The 20,908-nt window shown below is 36.1% G+C and carries 21 protein-coding genes and 1 other annotated feature; all 21 genes read left to right on the top strand.

All coding sequences use genetic code 11. The features are described from left to right. Positions 1–85: 85 nt before the first annotated feature. Positions 86–1,210, top strand: coding sequence for a molecular chaperone DnaJ (gene dnaJ, locus J2Z82_RS02445; RefSeq protein ID WP_209479213.1), 1,125 nt, complete (start codon positions 86–88; stop codon positions 1,208–1,210). A gap of 512 nt (positions 1,211–1,722) precedes the next feature. Continuing rightward, entirely contained in the window at positions 1,723–2,664 is a 942-nt protein-coding gene (gene prmA / locus J2Z82_RS02440; protein ID WP_209479212.1) for a 50S ribosomal protein L11 methyltransferase, read from the top strand. Positions 2,665–2,680: 16 nt separating this feature from the next. Further along, a complete protein-coding gene (locus tag J2Z82_RS02435) occupies positions 2,681–3,439 on the top strand; it encodes a 16S rRNA (uracil(1498)-N(3))-methyltransferase (RefSeq protein WP_209479211.1) in 759 nt (252 codons plus the stop codon). After that, positions 3,439–4,791 carry a tRNA (N(6)-L-threonylcarbamoyladenosine(37)-C(2))-methylthiotransferase MtaB gene (mtaB, locus tag J2Z82_RS02430; RefSeq protein WP_209479210.1) on the top strand — a complete coding sequence of 451 codons (1,353 nt, stop codon included), beginning with the start codon at positions 3,439–3,441 and terminating at the stop codon, positions 4,789–4,791. The genes J2Z82_RS02435 and mtaB overlap by 1 nt, the downstream gene beginning before the upstream one ends. Before the next feature lie 88 nt (positions 4,792–4,879). After that, positions 4,880–5,551 (top strand): deoxyribose-phosphate aldolase, encoded by a 672-nt coding sequence (gene deoC / locus J2Z82_RS02425; protein ID WP_209479209.1) that lies wholly within the window; start codon positions 4,880–4,882, stop codon positions 5,549–5,551. 325 nt (positions 5,552–5,876) lie between these two features. Next, a complete protein-coding gene (gene rpsU / locus J2Z82_RS02420) occupies positions 5,877–6,053 on the top strand; it encodes a 30S ribosomal protein S21 (RefSeq protein WP_092492519.1) in 177 nt (58 codons plus the stop codon). 15 nt (positions 6,054–6,068) lie between these two features. Continuing rightward, complete coding sequence (locus J2Z82_RS02415) at positions 6,069–6,515, top strand: GatB/YqeY domain-containing protein (protein ID WP_209479208.1); 447 nt, start codon at positions 6,069–6,071, stop codon at positions 6,513–6,515. A gap of 188 nt (positions 6,516–6,703) precedes the next feature. Continuing rightward, complete coding sequence (locus tag J2Z82_RS02410; RefSeq protein ID WP_209479207.1) at positions 6,704–8,056, top strand: NfeD family protein; 1,353 nt, start codon at positions 6,704–6,706, stop codon at positions 8,054–8,056. A 28-nt stretch (positions 8,057–8,084) separates the two neighbouring features. Further along, positions 8,085–9,080: a flotillin-like protein FloA gene (floA, locus tag J2Z82_RS02405; RefSeq protein WP_092492522.1), complete on the top strand. Its 996-nt coding sequence runs from the start codon at positions 8,085–8,087 to the stop codon at positions 9,078–9,080. 24 nt (positions 9,081–9,104) lie between these two features. Next, positions 9,105–9,578 (top strand): hypothetical protein, encoded by a 474-nt coding sequence (locus J2Z82_RS02400; protein ID WP_209479206.1) that lies wholly within the window; start codon positions 9,105–9,107, stop codon positions 9,576–9,578. A 123-nt stretch (positions 9,579–9,701) separates the two neighbouring features. Further along, on the top strand, positions 9,702–9,983 hold the full coding sequence (gene yqfC, locus J2Z82_RS02395; protein ID WP_209479205.1) for a sporulation protein YqfC: 282 nt from the start codon (positions 9,702–9,704) through the stop codon (positions 9,981–9,983). A 19-nt stretch (positions 9,984–10,002) separates the two neighbouring features. Continuing rightward, positions 10,003–11,205: a sporulation protein YqfD gene (gene yqfD / locus J2Z82_RS02390; protein WP_209479204.1), complete on the top strand. Its 1,203-nt coding sequence runs from the start codon at positions 10,003–10,005 to the stop codon at positions 11,203–11,205. Between the two features lie 2 nt (positions 11,206–11,207). After that, positions 11,208–12,167, top strand: a complete 960-nt coding sequence (locus tag J2Z82_RS02385) for a PhoH family protein (protein WP_209479203.1) — start codon at positions 11,208–11,210, stop codon at positions 12,165–12,167. A 103-nt stretch (positions 12,168–12,270) separates the two neighbouring features. Continuing rightward, complete coding sequence (locus tag J2Z82_RS02380; RefSeq protein ID WP_209479202.1) at positions 12,271–14,415, top strand: HD family phosphohydrolase; 2,145 nt, start codon at positions 12,271–12,273, stop codon at positions 14,413–14,415. A 1-nt stretch (position 14,416) separates the two neighbouring features. Next, a complete protein-coding gene (gene ybeY / locus J2Z82_RS02375) occupies positions 14,417–14,881 on the top strand; it encodes an rRNA maturation RNase YbeY (protein WP_209479201.1) in 465 nt (154 codons plus the stop codon). After that, complete coding sequence (locus J2Z82_RS02370; protein WP_245251044.1) at positions 14,871–15,239, top strand: diacylglycerol kinase family protein; 369 nt, start codon at positions 14,871–14,873, stop codon at positions 15,237–15,239. Before ybeY ends, J2Z82_RS02370 begins: the two co-directional genes overlap by 11 nt. A 263-nt stretch (positions 15,240–15,502) precedes the next feature. Then, complete coding sequence (gene era, locus J2Z82_RS02365; RefSeq protein WP_209479199.1) at positions 15,503–16,405, top strand: GTPase Era; 903 nt, start codon at positions 15,503–15,505, stop codon at positions 16,403–16,405. A 95-nt stretch (positions 16,406–16,500) separates the two neighbouring features. Continuing rightward, positions 16,501–16,650, top strand: a complete 150-nt coding sequence (locus J2Z82_RS02360) for a YqzL family protein (RefSeq protein ID WP_209479198.1) — start codon at positions 16,501–16,503, stop codon at positions 16,648–16,650. A 45-nt stretch (positions 16,651–16,695) separates the two neighbouring features. Further along, positions 16,696–17,445, top strand: a complete 750-nt coding sequence (gene recO / locus J2Z82_RS02355) for a DNA repair protein RecO (protein ID WP_209479197.1) — start codon at positions 16,696–16,698, stop codon at positions 17,443–17,445. A 63-nt stretch (positions 17,446–17,508) separates the two neighbouring features. Next, positions 17,509–17,679 (top strand) — a binding site (T-box leader). A gap of 135 nt (positions 17,680–17,814) precedes the next feature. Further along, a complete protein-coding gene (glyQ, locus tag J2Z82_RS02350; protein WP_209479196.1) occupies positions 17,815–18,693 on the top strand; it encodes a glycine--tRNA ligase subunit alpha in 879 nt (292 codons plus the stop codon). Beyond that, positions 18,693–20,777 carry a glycine--tRNA ligase subunit beta gene (gene glyS, locus J2Z82_RS02345; protein ID WP_209479195.1) on the top strand — a complete coding sequence of 695 codons (2,085 nt, stop codon included), beginning with the start codon at positions 18,693–18,695 and terminating at the stop codon, positions 20,775–20,777. The genes glyQ and glyS overlap by 1 nt, the downstream gene beginning before the upstream one ends. Positions 20,778–20,908 lie beyond the last annotated feature (131 nt).

Raw genomic sequence — 20,908 nt, 5'->3', positions numbered from 1 at the left:
CTCTTTTAAAAGTTTATTTGCTATAAAGGAGTAATTGATGATAAGATAAAATTTATGCAATAGTGTCCGGGAGAGTGATTTACAAGTGAGTAAGCGCGATTATTATGAAGTACTTGGAGTCGAAAAAGGTGCTTCAAAAGATGAAATAAAAAAAGCATATCGTAAAATGGCAAGACAGTACCACCCAGATGTGAATAGCGAAGAAGATTCAGCAGAGAAGTTTAAAGAAGCAAAAGAAGCATATGAAGTATTAAGTAACGACCAAAAACGTCAGCAATATGATCAATTTGGTCATGCAGGTGCACAAGGTCAAGGCTTTGGCGGCTTTGGAGGCGGAGCACAGGACTTCGGCGGTTTTGGTGATATTTTTGATATGTTCTTTGGCGGTGGGGGTCGCAGACGTGATCCAAACGCCCCGCAGCAAGGTGCTGATCTACAGTATTCTATGATTTTAGAATTTGAAGAAGCTATCTTTGGAAAAGAAACAGATGTAAGTATACCAAAGGAAGAAGAGTGTGAAACATGTGACGGTTCAGGTGCTAAGCCTGGTACAAAGACAAAAACATGTTCACATTGTGAGGGGTCAGGACAATTAAATACGGAACAAAACACTCCGTTTGGCCGTGTTGTAAACCGTCGTGTGTGTCATCATTGTAATGGTACAGGGAAGATTATTCCTGAAAAATGTAATACTTGTGGCGGAACAGGGAAGGAAAGAAAGCAAAGTAAAATCCATATCTCCATTCCAGCAGGTATTGATGAAGGACAACAAATTCGTGTCTCTGGCAAAGGTGAAGCAGGCGTTAATGGTGGACCACCAGGGGATTTGTATGTAGTGATTCAAGTGAAATCACACGACTTCTTTGAGCGTGAAGGTGATCATATATTCTGTGAGTTACCTGTAACTTTCGTTCAAGCAGCACTAGGTGATGAAATAGAAGTTCCAACTGTGCATGGTAATGTAATGTTAAAAATCTCAGCTGGAACGCAAACAGGCAAAGTCTTCCGCCTTAAGGGGAAAGGGGCTCCAAATGTTCGTGGAACTGGTCACGGAGATCAACATGTACAGGTACGAGTAATAACACCTAATAAGTTAACAGATCGTCAAAAAGAATTACTGCGTGAATTTAATGAAATAAGCGGAAATGAAGCAACAGATGAACAAGAAGGTTCCTTTTTCCAACGGTTTAAGAACGCATTTAAAAGCTAAATGATTGTTACACTTTTTCTATAAAATGCGAAGTAGACCGAAGGTAACCAATTCGTATTTTTAGTGTAGTTCTCTAACCACGCAGTTGGAATATACTCGCTTTCCGTGGGCTCCCCACGAGCCTCCTCGCTCGCAAAGAACGCTCCCTGTGGGGTCTCTTAGGATCGCTGTCCCACAGGAGTCTCGCATATTCCATCTGCTGAATTAGACGTTTTATTTTATTGAATAAGTGAGCAAATACAGCGGAGGAAATACACGCAGACTCCTGCGGGAGGAAAGGCATCGGCGAGACCCCACAGTGCGCAGCACGAGGAGGCTCGACAGCCGCCCTAGGTGCGCGAAGTGTATTTCCGAAGCGGTGTCATAGCACTCAGCAATTTTTTAAGTTAGTTCGCAGTTTATATCAACTGTGAAGATTTTATAGGAACAAAAGATACAAGAATTAAGAGCGGTGTTACAGCAACACCGCATACATAAACGATTTTATTTTTTAAAGAAATGAGTGGATTGATTTGAAGTGGTCAGAAATATGCATTCATACGACTAATGAGGCTATTGAACCAATTTCTAATATTCTACACGAAACCGGATCCACCGGTGTTGTTATTGAAGACCCACTTGATTTGACAGCTGAACGTGATGATTTCTTTGGTGAAATTTACGAATTAAATGCGGATGAATACCCAGAAGAGGGTGTTTATATAAAGGCGTACTTACCAGTGAATAGTTTTCTGGGAGAAACAGTTAATGAAATTAAGCAAGCTATTAACAATTTAATGCTTTACGATATTAATTTAGGCAGAAACCAGATAACATTAAGCGAAATACATGAAGAAGAATGGGCAACAGCATGGAAGAAATACTATAAACCAGTTAAAATTTCAAAAAAAATAACGATTATTCCAACCTGGGAAGACTATGAAGCTGTATCGAGTGATGAAGTAATTATCGAGCTTGATCCAGGTATGGCGTTTGGTACCGGAACACACCCAACAACAGTTTTAAGTATTCAAGGTATAGAACGGTATATAATGGAAAATGATAATGTAATAGATGTTGGCTGTGGTTCTGGAGTATTGAGCATTGCTTCAGGCTTATTAGGTGCCAATGAAGTTTATGCATTTGATTTGGATGAAATTGCAGTGAAGAGCACAAAATTAAATGCAAAACTGAATAAGGTAGATAAATCAATAATCACGAAACAGAATAACCTGCTTGATCGTGTTAATATGAAGGCAGATATGATCGTTTCCAATATTTTAGCTGAGATAATCGTCAGGTTTGTGGAGGATGCATGGAACAATCTCAAACCGAACGGTATATTTATTACATCAGGCATCATCCAAGCAAAGAAACAAATGGTGGTTGATAAGTTGAATCAACAGGGTTTTCGTATTCTGGAAATAAATGAAATGGAAGATTGGGTTTCCATAATAGCTAGAAAGAATCAATAGAAAAGTGGTGCTTAACTTGCAACGCTATTTTGTTCCTGAAACTAATTGGGGAAAAGATGAAGTTATTATTAAGGCAGATGATGCGCATCATATAAATCGAGTGATGAGATTACAGGCCGGAGACAATATTATATGTAATCACCCGAATGGTAAAGCAGCAATATGTGAAATTACATCGTCAGATAATGATAGTGTACAGTTGGTTATAACGGAATGGCTGGACGAGTCGTCTGAACTACCACTAGAGGTTACAATTGCTCAAGGATTACCAAAAAGTGATAAGTTTGAATTGGTGTTGCAAAAAGGTACAGAACTTGGTGCATCTGCATTCACACCAATACAAGCAGAACGATCTGTAGTCGTTTGGGATGCAAAAAAAGCCGAAAAGAAATTTAAACGATATTCTAAAATTGTTAAAGAAGCAAGTGAGCAAAGTCACCGAACCAAGATACCACAAATTAATGGCGTCACAACAATAGAAAAGTTAATTGAAGAAAGTTCTGTGTATGATATTAAATTGTTTGCGTATGAAGAAGAAGCTAAAACTTCGGAGTTCCAATCATTTGGAACGATTATAAGTGGAATGGAGCCTGGAAATCGAGTATTAGTTTGTATTGGCCCAGAAGGTGGTTTCTCAGAAAAAGAGGCAGATCAATTAAAGCAGCATGGTTTTACTTCCGTTCGGTTAGGACCACGAATATTACGAACTGAAACAGCTCCTTTATATGTGTTAGCAAGTATTTCTTACCAATTTGAAGAATTGAGGTGCAGATAATGCCGACAGTAGCATTTCATACTTTAGGATGCAAAGTGAATCATTATGAGACTGAAGGAATTTGGAACATGTTTAAAGATAATGGTTATGAACGTGTTGATTTTAATCATCAGTCTGATGTATATGTAATTAATACGTGTACAGTAACAAACACAGGAGATAAAAAAAGCAGACAAGTAATCAGAAGGGCTGTCCGTAAAAACCCTGAAGCAGTTATTTGTGTAACAGGCTGCTACGCCCAAACTTCTCCAGGTGAGATAATGGAGATACCGGGTGTTGACGTTATTGTCGGGACACAAAATAGAAAACAAATGATTAATTATATTGAAGAACACCAAAAAACACGTGAACCGATTAATGGTGTAACGAACATAATGAAAAACCGTGTCTTTGAGGAAATGGATGTACCTGAATTTACTGACCGAACACGCGCATCGCTAAAAATTCAAGAGGGATGTAACAATTTCTGTACATTCTGCATCATTCCATGGTCAAGAGGATTATTACGGTCCAGAGACCCCGAAAATGTAGTATCTCAAGCTCAGAATTTAGTTGACGCAGGGTATAAGGAAATCGTTTTAACCGGTATTCATACTGCAGGATATGGGGAAGATATGAGTGATTATAACTTTGCAAAACTACTTCATGAATTAGAAGCGAATGTTGATGGACTTAAACGGATTCGAATTTCATCTATTGAAGCAAGTCAAATTACAGATGAAGTAATCGATGTACTTAATAAATCAACTAAAATTGTCCGCCATTTGCACATTCCTCTGCAATCAGGTTCTGACTCAGTATTAAATCGTATGAGGAGAAAGTATTCCAGCGCATTTTATAAACAAAAGGTAGACAAAATCCGTAAAGCTCTACCCGGCTTGGCAATTACATCAGATGTAATTGTTGGCTTTCCAGGGGAAACGGATGAGGAGTTTATGGAAACCTACAACTTTATTAAAGATGTTGGCTATTCAGAACTACATGTCTTTCCATTTTCGAGAAGGACGGGTACACCTGCAGCACGCATGAAAGATCAAGTTGATGAGGACGTAAAAAATGACCGCGTACATCAAATGATTGAACTTTCAAAGCAATTAGCAAAAGAGTATGCTTCAGATTATGAAAATGAAGTTCTGGAAGTTATACCGGAAGAACGCGTGTCCGAAGAAGATACAGATTATTTGGTTGGCTATACAGATAACTATTTAAAAGTGCGTTTCAAAGGTACTCAAGATCTAATTGGAAAAATCGTTCGAATAAAGATAACAAAATCTGGCTATCCGTTTAATGAAGGTACATTTGTCCGTGTTATGGAAAGTGCCACAAACTCAAATATTAAAGCCACTTCTTAACTTCGAACACTCGTATTTTATAATTTAATATGCATGATAAATAGGATTAAATGTAGTTGGTATAACCATACATGAAAGGAAGATATACATGAATATGGATTTAGCAAAATATATTGATCATACCCAGTTAAAACCAGATACAAAAAAAGAGAAGATTGCCCAGATTGTAAAAGAAGCAAGTGAAAACGGATTTGCTTCAGTATGTGTTAATCCGTATTGGGTACCTTTTTGCTACGAAAATTTAAAGAATACTGAAGTTAAAGTGTGTACTGTTATTGGTTTCCCATTAGGAGCTACTTCTACAGAAACAAAAGTGTTTGAAACAAAGCAAGCAATTAAAGATGGGGCAACAGAAGTAGATATGGTTATTAATGTTGGGGAACTAAAGTCGAACAATGATGAAGCAGTCAAAAATGATATTAAAGCTGTAGTTAACGCTGCAGAAGGGAAAGCACTAACAAAGGTTATTATTGAGACTTCATTATTGTCCGATGATGAAAAAGTACGAGCCTGCCAACTGGCTAAACAGGCTGGAGCAGATTTTGTGAAAACTTCTACAGGATTTTCCGGTGGTGGTGCGTCTGTTCATGATATTAAGCTTATGCGTGAAACAGTTGGAAGTGAAATGGGCGTTAAGGCATCAGGTGGCGTTCGTGATCTTGAATCCACAAAAGCCATGATCGATGCTGGTGCCACTAGGATTGGTGCTAGTGCAGGTGTTGATATTATTGCAGGAAATAAAGGGACAGATAATTATTAGAAAACTTTGGAGTATGCTGTAAGAAAGCACTTTATACTTTTGATAAAAAGACATTTTAAGTAATAAAGTTTAAAAGTTAGTCAGTATAATTAATGTGATATCACTTATTCACGTTGATTTCCATTTTACCTATTTTCATAGATGGTGTTGGATGCAGATTCGGCATTCAGTCAGGTTTCTTAACTGCCTAATATAATGTTCTATGTATATAAGTACTATTTTTAAGTTGACCTGTAAGTAGGGTTATATTATAATTAGCAGAGACATGAGATATTATTCATGTCTGTACATTTTTGTTTTTTGCTTCGGAGGGAGGGAAATTAGCATGTCAAATACAACTCGCATTCGTAAAAACGAGAATCTTGAGGATGCTCTTCGTCGCTTTAAGCGTAGTGTGTCAAAAAGTGGTACACTACAAGAATATCGTAAGCGTGAACACTATGAAAAGCCTAGCGTTAAACGCAAGAAGAAGTCTGAAGCTGCTAGAAAGCGTAAATTCTAAAGAGGGTGCAAGAGCATGACAATATTAGAACAGCTGAACCAAGATATGAAGCATGCCATGAAAAACAAGGATAAAGATACCCTTGGTGTTGTTAGAATGGTGAAGGCTTCACTACAAAATGAATCGATAAAACTTGGTAACAAAGAACTTTCTGAAGACGAAGAATTAACTGTTCTATCTAAAGAGTTAAAACAAAGGAAAGATTCCCTCCAAGAGTTTAAATCAGCTGGACGTGATGATCTTGTTAAAAAACTTGAAATTGAAATCAATATTTTACAAGAATATATGCCAGAACAGATATCAGAAGATGAGTTAGAGGCATTAGTTCAGTCTACGATTCAGGAAGTAAATGCAACTTCCAAAAAAGATATGGGAAAAGTTATGAGTGCAATTATGCCTAAAGTTAAGGGTCAGGCTGATGGTGCACAAATTAACAGGCTTGTTCAAAAAAATTTAAATTAATTAGTAATATAAAAAGCCTTGTCAGATTTGACGAGGCTTTTTCATTTAACTTTTTACGAAATATACCATCTTTAGAACTAATTGTGATACTATTTAACTAATATGAACTAATATGGCTGAAATGAAACCATTTACATATATAAATCGTATGTAAAAATAAAGGTATTATAGAAAGGGGGGGATGCTGTGTGCCTGTTAATAGACTTAAACAATACATAATTTTAACGCTTGTATTTTTTTTATCGGCGTCACTGTTTAGCGCAATTTCAGTAATTAAAGCAGAAGACAGTGGTAGCGGAAAGGTCGTTTATGTTATTCCGATAGAAAATGAAGTGGAACGTGGACTGGAAGCCTTTCTTTCCCGAACAACAAAAGAGGCGGAAGCAAAGGGTGCAGATCATATAATATTTGAAATCGATACACCTGGGGGAAGAGTGGATTCTGCAAGACAGATTGCAGAACTGCTGCAGGACCTTGAGCTACCTACTACTTCTTTTGTTATTAATCAGGCATTGTCAGCAGGGTCTTATATTGCATTAAACACAGATAATATTTATATGAAACCACAAGCAAACATGGGAGCTAGTGGTGTTATTAATCAAGATGGAACTGCGGCGGATAAGAAGGCAGAATCCGCATGGTTAAGTGCAATGAAAAGTGCAGCTGAATCAAAAGGAAGGGATAAGTTATATGCGGCTGCAATGGCAGATCCGAGTATAGATCTCCCGGAATATGGTGCTGAGAAAGGTAAGTATCTTACTCTGGATCCTGAATCAGCTGTTAAGGTTGGTTATTCAAAAGCCACTGTTAAAGATCGGGCAGAAATGCTGAGCGATTTAGGGTTGAGCAACGCAACTATTATTGAGAAGGAACCCACATTATCTGAAAATATAGCAAGGTTCATAACTAACCCGGTTGTAGTCCCTATATTATTATCCATAGCAAGTCTCGGGTTGATTGTTGAGTTGTATTCACCTGGTTTTGGTATTCCAGGTATAATGGGATTGCTATCGTTAATTTTGTTCTTCTATGGACATGTAGTTGCGGGTCTGGCAGGAATGGAGGCTATTATTTTATTAATCTTAGGCTTAGTATTGATAATAGCAGAGTTCTTTGTTCCTGGAGGAATTGCAGGTTTGCTTGGTGTTGCGTCTGTGGTCGGTTCATTGATTATATCAGGACAGGATATCGGTCATATGTCGATGAGCATAGGTATTGCATTTATAGTGGCTATAATTGCTTCTATTATACTCTTTAAAACGATGGGGATGGAAAAAGGATTTTTTCGCCATATTATATTAAAGGACCAGACATCAACAGAACTTGGGTATGTTTCTACAGTAAACCGACTGGAATTAATAGGGTTGGAAGGTGTAACGGTAACTCAGTTGCGTCCATCAGGTACAGCTGTATTTGATGACGAACGTTTAGATGTTGTATCAGAAGGCGGGTTTATTCAGAGTAATAGGCCTGTGAAGGTGGTTAAGGTAGAAGGAGTTCGAGTGGTAGTCAGAGAAGTAAGAGAAGTAAGAGAAGTATAATATAAAAAGAATTATAGGAGGAATTAATATGGAATTACAAGAACTTATGCCGGTAATAATAATTGCGGTAATTTTAATTGTTGTTGCAGTATTATTTACATTTATTCCAGTAATGCTATGGATTAGCGCCCTAGCTGCAGGTGTTAAAGTGGGTATCTTTACACTTGTTGGGATGCGATTACGTCGGGTTGTGCCTTCAAGAGTAATTAATCCGTTAATTAAGGCACACAAAGCAGGATTAGAATTAACTACAAATCAGCTGGAAAGTCATTACTTAGCAGGTGGTAATGTAGATAGAGTAGTAAACGCGCTTATCGCTGCACATAGAGCGAATATTGAACTATCCTTCGAACGAGGAGCAGCGATTGATTTAGCAGGTCGTGATGTTTTAGAAGCTGTTCAAATGAGTGTTAATCCAAAGGTAATTGAAACGCCATTTATTGCAGGTATCGCTATGGATGGTATTGAAGTGAAAGCGAAAGCACGAATTACAGTACGTGCAAATATTGACCGCCTTGTCGGTGGTGCTGGGGAAGAAACAGTGATTGCCCGTGTAGGTGAAGGCGTTGTAAGTACAATTGGTAGTTCAGAAGCACATACAAAAGTGCTGGAAAATCCTGATTCAATCTCTCAAAATGTTTTAAGCAAAGGTTTAGATGCAGGAACAGCATTTGAAATTCTATCAATTGATATTGCTGATGTTGATATCGGTAAGAATATCGGTGCTATTCTGCAAACAGATCAAGCCGAAGCAGATAAAAATATTGCTCAGGCTAAAGCGGAAGAAAGAAGAGCGATGGCTGTTGCACAAGAGCAGGAAATGGTTGCTCGAGTTGAAGAGATGCGTGCAAAAGTTGTTGAAGCAGAAGCAGATGTTCCACTTGCACTTGCGGAAGCACTACGGTCCGGAAATCTTGGTGTAATGGATTATATGAACTATAAAAATATTGATGCTGATACAGATATGCGCGGTACAATTGGGAAATTGTCTGATAATGAAAAAGAAGACAATGACAATAAATAATGTATTAGATACAGGAGGGTTATTATGGATGTCATTCTTATAATCCTTGCAATTATTGGAGGACTTGCAGGTTTTTTAAAGGATAAGTCTGATACTAATTCCAATAAACAAAGACGAACAGCTAATCCACCTAAACCTTCACCGACTCCTTCCGGTGGGGTTGGTGAAACAGTCAGTAATAATCAGCCGCAAAGTACAGTAGCCAAAACGTCAATTGAAGAACAGCAACAAGAACAACGTGAACGCCTGGCTGACCGTATGAATACAGATACACAAAAAGCGCTGGATGAACGTAAACATGATGCAATTATTACTGACAATAGTGATAATAAGGAATCTGACAGAGAATTATCTGCTGAACAAAAAAGATTTAAAAGGCGGATAAAAAATAACTTGAATCAAAAAGGTTTAGTAAACGGGGTTATCATGGCAGAGGTTTTAGGTTCTCCTAGAGCAACCAAGCCATATCAAAGTGTTGTAAAGCAACGAAGAAAATAACTATCTTAATTAAAGAACCACTATCTAATGAGCTGTAGATGCTTATGCCGGTAGTGGTTCTTTTTTTTTGTTCTTATCCTGTCGTTAATTTCATAAATATGTATGTGAGAGGGGGCCACATCAGTGAAGAAATGGCAACAACGAATTGGTCCATGGTTAATGAACCATCTTGCACTTCCAACTGATGTCATGTTGGAGCTGCCACGGATAACAATGATTGGTCAAATACATGTTTATATTGAGAATCATAAAGGACTTGTTGTTTACTCAGATACCGAGTTGAAACTTAAAACCAATAAGGGGTATATAAAGATTTCGGGATCATCTTTTGTATTAAAAATGATGCTGCCTGAAGAAATATTACTGGAAGGATTGATAACTGAAGTCAAATTTATTCCAGATTAAGATATCAAAGGAGGAGGACATGAAACATATTCAAGGTTCATTTATAACTGGATATATGACTGTTTTAATTAAGGGGAAAAATCCTGAACTTTTCTTTCAATTTTGTATTGAACAAGGAATTACAGTTTGGAATATTAAAAAGGAATCCGAATATGCCTGTATAGGTAACGTCAAGTTAAGTGATATTGATATATTAAAGGATATTAAACGTCGGACAAGTTATAAACTAACCTTTATAAACAAAAGGGGTTTACCATTCTTATTTAAAAAATTTACTCGTAAAAGAGAAGTTATAATTGGCTTGTTGTTAAGTGTTATGCTAATTTTCTTTCTATCTAATATAATTTGGGAAGTTAAAATAATAGGTGTACCAAAAGATATCGAGGAAAAAATAAGTGAACAACTGACGGAATATGGTATTCATCAGGGTGCATGGACTTTTACCCTGGATCCACCTAGTGAAGTGCAACAGCAACTAGTAAATGATGTACCTGAATTACTGTGGGTTGGTGTCCACCAAAAAGGGACATCCTATGTTCTTGAAGGAGTAGAAAAAACGGTAGTAAAAGAAGACGAAGTACAGGGTCCACGAAATTTAGTGGCGACAAAAAAAGGCGTAATTCAAAAAATGTATGTATCTAAAGGGCTCCCGAAAGTTCAAGTCAATGACTATGTTGAACCTGGACAAGTACTTGTTTCAGGAAAGCTTAATTTTGACGATAGCAAAGAGGACAAGAAATATGATTTAGTAGCTGCTGAGGGAGAAATCATTGCGAAGACGTGGTACGAAACAGAAGTTACCATTCCGTTAAAAGCGAATCAAGAACTGTTGACAGGAAATCGTGAGAGTAAATTTCATTTAAGTATAAATAATTTCGAGCTCCCTGTATGGGGGTTCAGTTCACCTGATTTTAATGAAATTCATCGTGAAAGAAATGAAAAAGACCTTTATTTTTTAAAGTGGAAGCTTCCTGTTAAAATAATTGAAACTATTTTGAGTGAAAAGAGGTATAATAAAACAGAGAGAAGTAAAGATGAAGCAATTAAAATTGGAATTGATCAAGCAAAAAACGAGTTACAGTTACAGCTGGGACCTGATGCGAGAATTGTTTCTGAAAAAGTTTTGCATGAAACAATTGAGAATGGTAAAGTTAAACTAATCTTATATATGGCTGTGGAAGAAAATATTGTAAAAGAAGAATCAATAGATCAAGGAGATTGATTATGTCAGAAAACTTGAAGACAATTGAATTACAATTAACCAATCCGAATGAAGCATTAGCTTTGTTTGGTACAAATGATAAATATTTAAAGCAGATAGAACAACAATTAAATGTTTCCATTGTTACAAGAGGAGAGCAAGTAAGTGTTTCTGGCACTAATGAAGAGATTGAACTTGTTGAGGAGATTTTATCAACCCTTCTTACAATTGTACGAAAAGGATTGAATATAACAGAGCGAGATGTCGTATATTCAGTGGACCTCGCTAAAAAAGGTAAAATTAATCAATTTGAAACACTTTTTGAAGATGAGATAACTAAGAATGTTAAAGGGAAATCAATCAGAGTAAAAACATTAGGACAAAAGAGTTATGTATCAGCAATTAAAACGCATGACCTTGTTTTTGGTATTGGTCCCGCTGGTACTGGAAAAACGTATCTTGCTGTCGTAATGGCTGTCCATGCATTAAAAAATGGTGAAGTGAAAAGAATTGTCTTAACACGCCCAGCAGTTGAGGCTGGTGAAAGTCTCGGATTTTTGCCTGGTGATTTAAAGGAAAAGGTTGACCCGTATTTAAGGCCCTTATACGATGCATTACACGATGTTCTTGGAACTGAACATACAATGCGTTTAATCGAAAGGGATACCATAGAAATTGCCCCATTAGCCTATATGCGTGGACGAACACTTGATGATGCATTCGTTATACTTGATGAAGCGCAGAATACAACACCTGAACAAATGAAGATGTTTTTGACACGCTTAGGATTTGGCTCTAAAATGATAATAACTGGTGACATTACCCAGATTGACTTACCCAAAGGTGTAAAATCTGGATTACAGGTAGCAAATCAGTTATTGTCATCTGTAAATGGAATTTCAATTATTCATTTAAACCAAACTGATGTTGTAAGACATCCGTTAGTACAAAAAATTATTGATGCATATGAAAAAACGAACTAATCGATGAAATAGTGTAAGACCCCCAATAGTGGGTCTTATTTCTATATATATAGTTAATTGTAATACCTGCGTTTTTGATTTAATCAGTTACGAGGTGAAGATTATGGGAAAAATGCTGAAAAGTTCTGTAAAGGCACTATTTAAAATCCGAACAAAATGGCTAACAGTTATTTTGCCGGTGTCTATTTTAGGAGTCTTTTTTTTCCTTGTAACTGTTAACAACGTGTTTACAGAAACATATGATATTGAACGGTTTTCCAGTGCCAATGAGACTATTCGTTCCCCAATCACAATCGAAAATGAGCAGGAAACGAAACGAAAAACCCGGGAAACAGTTCAATCTGTTAAAGATAGATTTGATATATCAGCTGAAACTACTAAAGAGCAAGTAGCATATGTGGAAGAAATATTTGATGCTATTGAAAGAGTAGACGCGGAGGAATCAGAAAGTTCACCAGATTCACCTAATGAGAATAACGTAGGTGTAATGACAAACCAAGAAAAAGTTCGACGATTAAAGCAAATATTATCTCCAAATATAACAGAAGAGGTTAATGATGGTATTTTATATGAACTTGTTGAAGCACAGCCACAAATGCGTGCAGAGGGCAAGGAATTGTTAATTGTATCATTGGAAGAAGTTTTAGAAAATGGTGTCAGAGTTGAAAATATTCAAAGTGGTATAACCAAAATTGAACAAGATATAAAGTATTCCAATCTCTCAAACAATATAAAAGAACCACTAGTAAAGTTAAGTGAGTTCGCAGTGGTTGAAAACTCATTCTTTGATGTTGAAAAAACAATGGATGCAAGAAAAGATGCAGCAAGCAGCGTCGAACCTGTTGTAATTCGAGCAGGTGAAATAATTGTTAGAGAAGGCCAAGTTATTACAAATCAGCTTTATCAGGATTTAAAATTAGCTGGTTTATTGGATAAAGAAAGAAATATTTATCCAGTTATAGGTCTGGCTCTATTAATATTCTTAATAATCTTTGTTATTGGATATGAAATGAACCTTCTTTCAAAAGTTAATAGCCTAGATAAAGGTAAAATCTCTTCCATAATACTAATAAGTATTATAGTTGTAGCACTAATGAAAGTGGTAAGTATGATAACAGTTCCAGTGACCCAATTATTTTTCGTTGTCCCAGTTGCAATAGGATCCTTACTTGTAAAGCAATTACTCAATGAAAGGTTTGCAATTGTACTCTCTATATTGTATGCCATTTTGGGGAGCATAATTTTTAACGGGCAAATCCCGGGTGCATTAAATATTGAGGCTGGTATTTACTTCTTTTTTTCACAAATGGCAGGTATCATTTTTCTGACAAATGTCAAAGATCGCTTGGCTATTCTTAAGGCTGGTGTTGGTGTAACTGCTATTAACATTATTACAGTATTATTATTCCTTTTTCTTTCATTTGAAAAGTATTCAATAGGTGAGTTATTAATTCATTCTGGATTTGGAATAGCATCTGCATTTCTGTCAGCAGTGTTAGCAATTGGCTTATTGCCATTTTTCGAGACTGGTTTGGGTATACTATCAGACATTAAATTATTATCCTTAGCAAGTCCAAATCAGCCATTACTTCGAAAAATCCTAACTGAGTCACCGGGTACGTATCATCATTCAGTGATGGTGGCCAATCTCAGTGAAACGGCTTGTGAAGTGATTGGAGCAAATGGTCTTCTTGCAAGGGTTGGAGCTTATTATCATGATATTGGTAAGACAGTAAGGCCACATTATTTTATTGAAAATCAGTTATCGATTTCCAATCCTCATGATATAATTGAACCAAGACAAAGTGCAGAAATAATTATTAATCATCCATATGACGGAGCCGCATTGCTTAAAAAATACAAACTTCCAAAAGAGATTATTAATATTGCGATGCAGCACCATGGAACTACTTTATTAAAATATTTTTATTATAAGGAAAAAGAAAATAACCGATATGTAAAGGAAAATAACTTCAGATATCCAGGTCCAAAGCCGCAAACTAAAGAAGCTGCGATAATATGCATTTGTGACTCTGTAGAAGCAGCTGTAAGGTCACTAAATGAGCCAACAGAGAGTAAGATTGAAGAAATTGTGTCATCCATTGTAAATGATCGACTAATGGATGGACAATTAAATGAATGTCCACTTACATTGAAGGAGTTGGATAAAGTTCATCAAACAATCTGCGAATCATTAAAGGGAATTTTTCATTCAAGAATACAATATCCCATAAAGGAGGCAAAATAAAATGTATATTGATTTTCACGATCAAACAAATTCTGTCCCTACTGATTATATTGATATGCTCCAACGTTTACTTATCTTCACAGCAAAAAAAGAAGCTATTTCCCTGGAGGCTGAGGTATCGATAAACTTTGTCTCTAACAATGAAATTCAAGAAATTAATCGAAATTATCGACAGCTTAATAAGCCAACCGACGTATTATCTTTTGCAATGCAGGAACAAGCTGATGATGAACTGGATATTGTTGGTGAAGATATTCCGCTAGTTCTTGGGGATATTGTTATATCTGTTGAAAAAGCAGAAGAACAAGCTAAGGATTATGACCATTCGCTTGAAAGGGAATTGGGATTTCTAACGGTACATGGTTTCTTGCATCTACTTGGATATGACCATATGGATAAAGAAGGTGAACAGAAAATGTTTAAAAGGCAGGAAGAAATTTTGGGTGAATTTGGCATTGAACGATAATCAAAGGAAAAGATCGGTTGGTTTTTCTCATGCGTGGAGTGGCCTTAAGGAAGTAACTAAAACGGAACGGAATTTTAGGATACATTTAATAGCTGTAATAACAGTTATTATAGCAGGTATACTAATACAATTAACTTTCATTGAGTGGGCAATTATTATGCTCACAATTGGGTTAGTCTTAGTTGCTGAAGCTACTAATGCAGCCGTAGAAAAGCTAATTGATTATGTGAAGCCTGATACGCATCCGTTAGCTAAAACAATTAAGGATGTTGCTGCAGGGGCAGTTTTACTAGCTGCTTTAACTTCGCTAATCGTTGGTATGATTATTTTTTTGCCGAGAATATATGGATTATTTTAGCAAAACCTTCTATATACGAAGGTTTTTTTAGCAGTTAGAATGTATAAATACTTTCTATTGCATAAATGCAACCAAGAATTTTGCTTTTAGTGTCTGTATTCCAAAGCATCAGGGATTCCAAGAAAAGTAAAATATAATCATTATATGTCATTTTCTGAAGAATTATAGAAACCTTTTAAAGGTTTTGTCGGATACATGAAACTAGCTGGCTTTTGTAGTATGATGATAATATCAAATAGAAATAACTGCTTCGGAGGAATAACATGGACACTAAATTTAAATCAGGATTCCTAGCAATCATTGGTAGACCTAACGTAGGAAAGTCAACATTTATGAACAATGTAATAGGGCAAAAAATAGCGATAATGAGTGACAAGGCACAAACAACACGTAATAAAATTCAGGGCGTTTTAACGGAAGAAGATGCACAGCTGGTATTCATTGATACACCAGGGATCCATAAACCCAAGCATCGTTTAGGTGATTTTATGGTAAAAATAGCTGAGGATACATTGAATGAAGTGGATGCAATTCTTTTTATGATTAACGCTGATGAAGGTTATGGAAAAGGTGATCAATATATTATCGATCGGCTGCAGCAAGTAAAGCGCCCGGTTTTCCTGATCATCAACAAAGTGGACTTAATTCATCCAGATGAGTTGTTCCCTTTAATAGAGCGTTATAAAAATAAGTACAATTTTGAGGAGATTATTCCTATTTCAGCGCTTCATGGTAATAATGTTACACATTTACTTGATATATTAAAGAGACATCTGCCGGAAGGGCCTCAATATTACCCTGAGGATCAAATAACAGATCATCCTGAACGGTTCATCATTGGTGAGTTAATAAGGGAAAAAGCATTGCAATTAACCAGAGAAGAGGTACCGCATTCAATTGCAGTTGTTATAGAAAACATTGAAACAAGAGACTCAAATGCAGTTTTTATTCAGGCAGCAATTGTTACGGAACGGAAAACGCAAAAAGGAATTATTATCGGTAAACAAGGAAGTATGTTAAAAGATATCGGTAAAAAAGCCCGAAAAGATATTGAAGCTTTGTTAGGATCAAAAGTTTATTTAGAACTTTGGGTCAAAGTCCAAAAAGACTGGCGTAACAAGCAGTCACAACTGCGTGAATTTGGTTTCCGTAGTGATGAATATTAAACTTGGTAAAATTTAAAACTCATTGATTTAACATGTATGGTAATTCTAGTAGTAAGTACTTTTTCAACATGCTATAAAGGAAGGTGGGGTTTCTTGTGATCGACTTAACCTGGAGATTATTTAGTCAGACAGGAAACATTGAAACCTATTTATTATTGAAAGAGTTAGAAGAAAGAGCACGAGGTACGGGGAATTCGACCCAGCAGGAAGATGAGGAAGTATCATCGATTGACACAAAATTATAGTACATGGGGATTTTTCAATGGTTTGACCTAAGAAGGTGATACTATTTGCTTGAAAAAATGAAAGGTATTGTCATTAAAACGCAAGATTACAGTGAATCACATAAAATTGTTACGATTTATAGTAATAAACTAGGTAAAATCTCTGCAATTGCCAGAGGAGCCAAGAAACCAAAAAGCAGAATGGCTGCAGTTACGCAGCCATTCATTCTTGGTGAATTTTTTATCTATATCAATTCGGGATTAAGTACGATTCAACAAGGAGATGTAGTTGATTCGCTCCGGTTTATCCGGGAAGATATAATTAAGACAGCTTATGCCGCATATATCGTTGAGTTAACCGATAAACTAGTTGATTCACATTTACCGGATAATTATTTATTTGACCAACTATACCAGACGTTATCCTGGATTGCTGAACATGATGATACAGATGCAGATATTCCAATGATGATGTATGAGTTAAAATTATTTGCAAAAGGCGGATTTGCACCGACAGTAAGTAATTGTGTGAGTTGTGGCAGAAGAGATAGTCCTTTATATTTTTCAATATCTGAGGGTGGTTTACTTTGTTCGCGATGTAAACATATTGACTCAGAAGCAATTATGCTGCCAGATAATATAGCAAAATTGTTGCATATCTTTGTAAGTGTAGGGCTGGAAAGGGTTGGTAAAATATCAGTAAAACCAGCAAATAAAAATTTATTGCGACAGTTAATAGATGCCTATTACGACCAATATGGCGGCTATTATCTTAAATCCAAACGATTTTTAAATCAATTGGATAAATTAAAATAAACTACATTTGTTGACAAAGTCGGTGTTAATACAGTATTATTTGTACATATTTCGAATTAATACTTAATTGTGTTGAGGGAGAATAGTACTTATTGATTGCTATTTTGAGCGAGTCCAGAATAGTGGAAGCTGGATAATAGGACGATAAGGAATGGCGCTTCTGAGCAAACGGTATAAAGTGGCTCTTGTATAGAGCAAGTAGGGTGGAACCGCGGTATAAAAACCGTCCCTATGTCATTTTAAATGACATAGGGACGGTTTTTTTATTCAAGCAGTTAAGATACTGCATAAGTGTAACGTAGGCTTTCGCCATTAAAGCTTGGCGATAAGTCAATTTTTCTAATAAGGTAAATATGGAGGTTGTAAAAGATGACAATTCAAGAAATGATTTTAACCTTACAAAAATATTGGTCAGACCAAAATTGTATATTGATGCAAGCTTATGACGTTGAAAAGGGAGCTGGAACAATGTCTCCAATGACATTGTTAAGAAGTCTAGGTCCAGAACCGTGGAATGTAGCGTATGTTGAGCCATCAAGAAGACCAGCAGATGGCCGATATGGTCAAAATCCAAACCGACTTTATCAGCATCATCAATTCCAAGTAATTATGAAGCCGTCACCAGACAATATTCAAGAACTGTATTTAGATTCTTTAAAAGCACTTGGAATTAATCCGTTTGAGCATGACATTCGATTTGTAGAGGATAATTGGGAAAACCCAACTCTGGGTGCTGCAGGACTAGGATGGGAAGTATGGCTGGACGGAATGGAAATAACACAATTTACATACTTTCAGCAAATTGGCGGACTTGAAGCAAGTCCAGTAACCGTTGAACTAACGTATGGGATTGAACGTTTGGCATCGTATATTCAAGATAAAGAAAATGTATTTAATTTGGAGTGGACAGATGGTGTAACGGTTAAAGATATCTTTTTTCAGCCTGAATACGAACATTCTAAATATACATTTGAAGAGTCTAATACAGACATGCTATTTAAGTTATTTTCCATGTATGAAAATGAAGCTAAGGCTACAATGGAAAAAGGATTGGTATTTCCATCCTATGATTATGTATTAAAATGCTCGCATACATTTAATTTACTTGATGCTAAGGGTGTCATTTCAGTAACAGAACGAACAGGATATATTTCGAGAATACGAAACCTAGCTAGGAGTATTGCTAAAGCTTACGTGGCAGAACGTGAACGGTTAGGATTTCCTATGTTGACAAAGGAGGCAGAATAATGGCTAAAGATGTATTGTTTGAAATCGGCCTGGAAGAATTGCCAGCGCGTTTTATTGATAAAGCGGAAAGTCAACTTATTAGTAAAACAAAAGATTGGCTTGACGAGTTACGTATTTCGTATGATTCGATTACTTCATTTTCAACACCAAGAAGACTGGCCGTTTTAATTAAAGATGTTGCCGAAATGCAAACATCACTTGAAGAAGAAGTGAAAGGGCCAGCTGTTACGATAGCAAAAGATGATGAAGGAAGCTGGACGAAAGCAGCAATTGGATTCACAAAAGGTCAAGGGAAGACTGTAGAAGATATTTATACTAAGGATATTAAAGGGACAACATATATTTTTGTCAAAAAACAGATTATCGGTAAAGATACTTTCGACTTACTTCCTACATTCAAAGGAATTATAGAATCTCTTCAATTCCCAAAAAATATGCGCTGGGCCGAACAAAGCCTGCGATATGCACGTCCAATTCGCTGGATTGCTGCATTATATGAAGATCAAGTTATACCTTTTGAAATTGCTGATGTTAGAACAAGTAATTTTACATTCGGACATCGGTTTTTAGGAAGCAAAATCATTTTAAAATCACCATCAGACTATCAATTTGAACTGAAAGATAATTACGTTATATCAGATCCAAATGAACGTGAACATTTAATTACAGAGGGAATAAAACAAATAGAAAAAGAATATGGATTTCAAATACCAATTGATAATAGTTTGTTGAATGAGGTACGTAATCTCGTTGAGTACCCAACAGTATTTATTGGGTCATATGAAGAGTCCTTTTTAAAGTTACCATCAGATGTGTTAATCATTTCTATGAAAGAGCACCAGCGATATTTTCCTGTCAAGTCGAAGAGCGGAGAATTGCTGTCTTACTTTGTTGGCGTACGAAACGGTGATAGCAAAGCTTTAAAAACTGTAATTAAAGGTAACGAAAAGGTATTACATGCCAGATTATCTGATGCACAATTCTTCTTTGAAGAAGACCAAAAACATTCTATAAATTATTATTTGGAGAAGTTGGAGCGAGTTGTTTTTCAAGAAAAATTAGGAACAATAAGTGATAAAGTATCACGTGTTGTTAAAATTACAGAACAACTGGCAAAACAGCTTAATCTTGATGAAGAAACAAAAGAAAAAGCAGTCAGGGCTGCTGAAATCTGCAAGTTTGATTTGCCTACAAATATGGTGAATGAATTCACCGAGCTACAAGGAATTATCGGACAAACTTATGCACTAAATTTTGGTGAGGCAAAAGAAGTTGCTAAAGCAGTTGCTGATCATTATTTACCAGTTCATGCTGATGATCGTTTACCGGAGACTATTGAAGGTGCTATTGTAAGCATCGCTGATAAACTGGATACGATAGTAGGTTGTATTTCAGTAGGATTAATACCAACTGGTTCACAAGATCCTTATGGTCTTAGACGTCAATCGGTAGGTATCTTGAAAATATTAAAAGAAAATAAATGGAATGTTACGGTTGAATCATTACTGGATTTAACACAGAATCTTTTCTATAATCAGGCGATTGAACAAAATAATATCAATAAATTGAGAAATGAATTGGAACAGTTCTTTGGGCTGCGTGCCACGTATATACTTAAGGAAGTAAAGGCTGAGCAAGATATTATTCAATCTGTATTGCATCAAGAAATAGGTGTTATCGCTTATACGTTAGCAAAAGCAAATACTTTATCCCGCAAACGAAGCGATCATGATTTTAAATCTATTCAAGAAGCACTTGTCAGAGTAATTAACCTGTCCAAGAAAACGAATCAAACTACTATTAACCCGGACCTTTTTGAAACACCTTCCGAAAAGGAATTGTATCAGGTTTATTTGGAAGTAAAGGATTCTTATATTGATTCTAATAGTAACCAGCAAGCTGAGGATGCTCTGCTGCACCTAGGGAAATTGGCAGGGCCAATTCACAATTTCTTTGAGCATAACATGGTTATGGCGGACGATGAAAAAATACGTAATAATCGACTTTCACTCTTGAATCTAATAGCGACATTAACTTACGACTATGCTGATTTATCCTTAATTGAGTGGAAGCAGCAATTTTAATCATGCAAGTGTAAAAAGGCATTTATATAGAAATTCTCAGCTCAGTATTTTAAGATAACATTATTTCTTTTTCACTATATTTAGTCTATAATATTTAATAAATAGTATGTCACATTGAGTTGTTAGGTGGT

It is taken from the genome of Virgibacillus litoralis (assembly GCF_017873675.1).
In the GTDB taxonomy this organism is placed as follows: domain Bacteria; phylum Bacillota; class Bacilli; order Bacillales; family Amphibacillaceae; genus Lentibacillus; species Lentibacillus litoralis.
This window is presented reverse-complemented; position numbering and strand designations above follow the sequence as displayed.

Excerpts from the sequence above, each read along its gene's own strand:
- mtaB (WP_209479210.1), top strand. The coding sequence starts at position 3,439 with ATGCCGACAGTAGCATTTCATACTTTAGGATGCAAAGTGAATCATTAT.
- deoC (WP_209479209.1), top strand. The coding sequence starts at position 4,880 with ATGAATATGGATTTAGCAAAATATATTGATCATACCCAGTTAAAACCA.
- rpsU (WP_092492519.1), top strand. The coding sequence starts at position 5,877 with ATGTCAAATACAACTCGCATTCGTAAAAACGAGAATCTTGAGGATGCT.
- J2Z82_RS02415 (WP_209479208.1), top strand. The coding sequence starts at position 6,069 with ATGACAATATTAGAACAGCTGAACCAAGATATGAAGCATGCCATGAAA.
- floA (WP_092492522.1), top strand. The coding sequence starts at position 8,085 with ATGGAATTACAAGAACTTATGCCGGTAATAATAATTGCGGTAATTTTA.
- J2Z82_RS02400 (WP_209479206.1), top strand. The coding sequence starts at position 9,105 with ATGGATGTCATTCTTATAATCCTTGCAATTATTGGAGGACTTGCAGGT.
- yqfD (WP_209479204.1), top strand. The coding sequence starts at position 10,003 with ATGAAACATATTCAAGGTTCATTTATAACTGGATATATGACTGTTTTA.
- J2Z82_RS02385 (WP_209479203.1), top strand. The coding sequence starts at position 11,208 with ATGTCAGAAAACTTGAAGACAATTGAATTACAATTAACCAATCCGAAT.
- J2Z82_RS02380 (WP_209479202.1), top strand. The coding sequence starts at position 12,271 with ATGGGAAAAATGCTGAAAAGTTCTGTAAAGGCACTATTTAAAATCCGA.
- ybeY (WP_209479201.1), top strand. The coding sequence starts at position 14,417 with ATGTATATTGATTTTCACGATCAAACAAATTCTGTCCCTACTGATTAT.
- era (WP_209479199.1), top strand. The coding sequence starts at position 15,503 with ATGGACACTAAATTTAAATCAGGATTCCTAGCAATCATTGGTAGACCT.
- glyQ (WP_209479196.1), top strand. The coding sequence starts at position 17,815 with ATGACAATTCAAGAAATGATTTTAACCTTACAAAAATATTGGTCAGAC.
- glyS (WP_209479195.1), top strand. The coding sequence starts at position 18,693 with ATGGCTAAAGATGTATTGTTTGAAATCGGCCTGGAAGAATTGCCAGCG.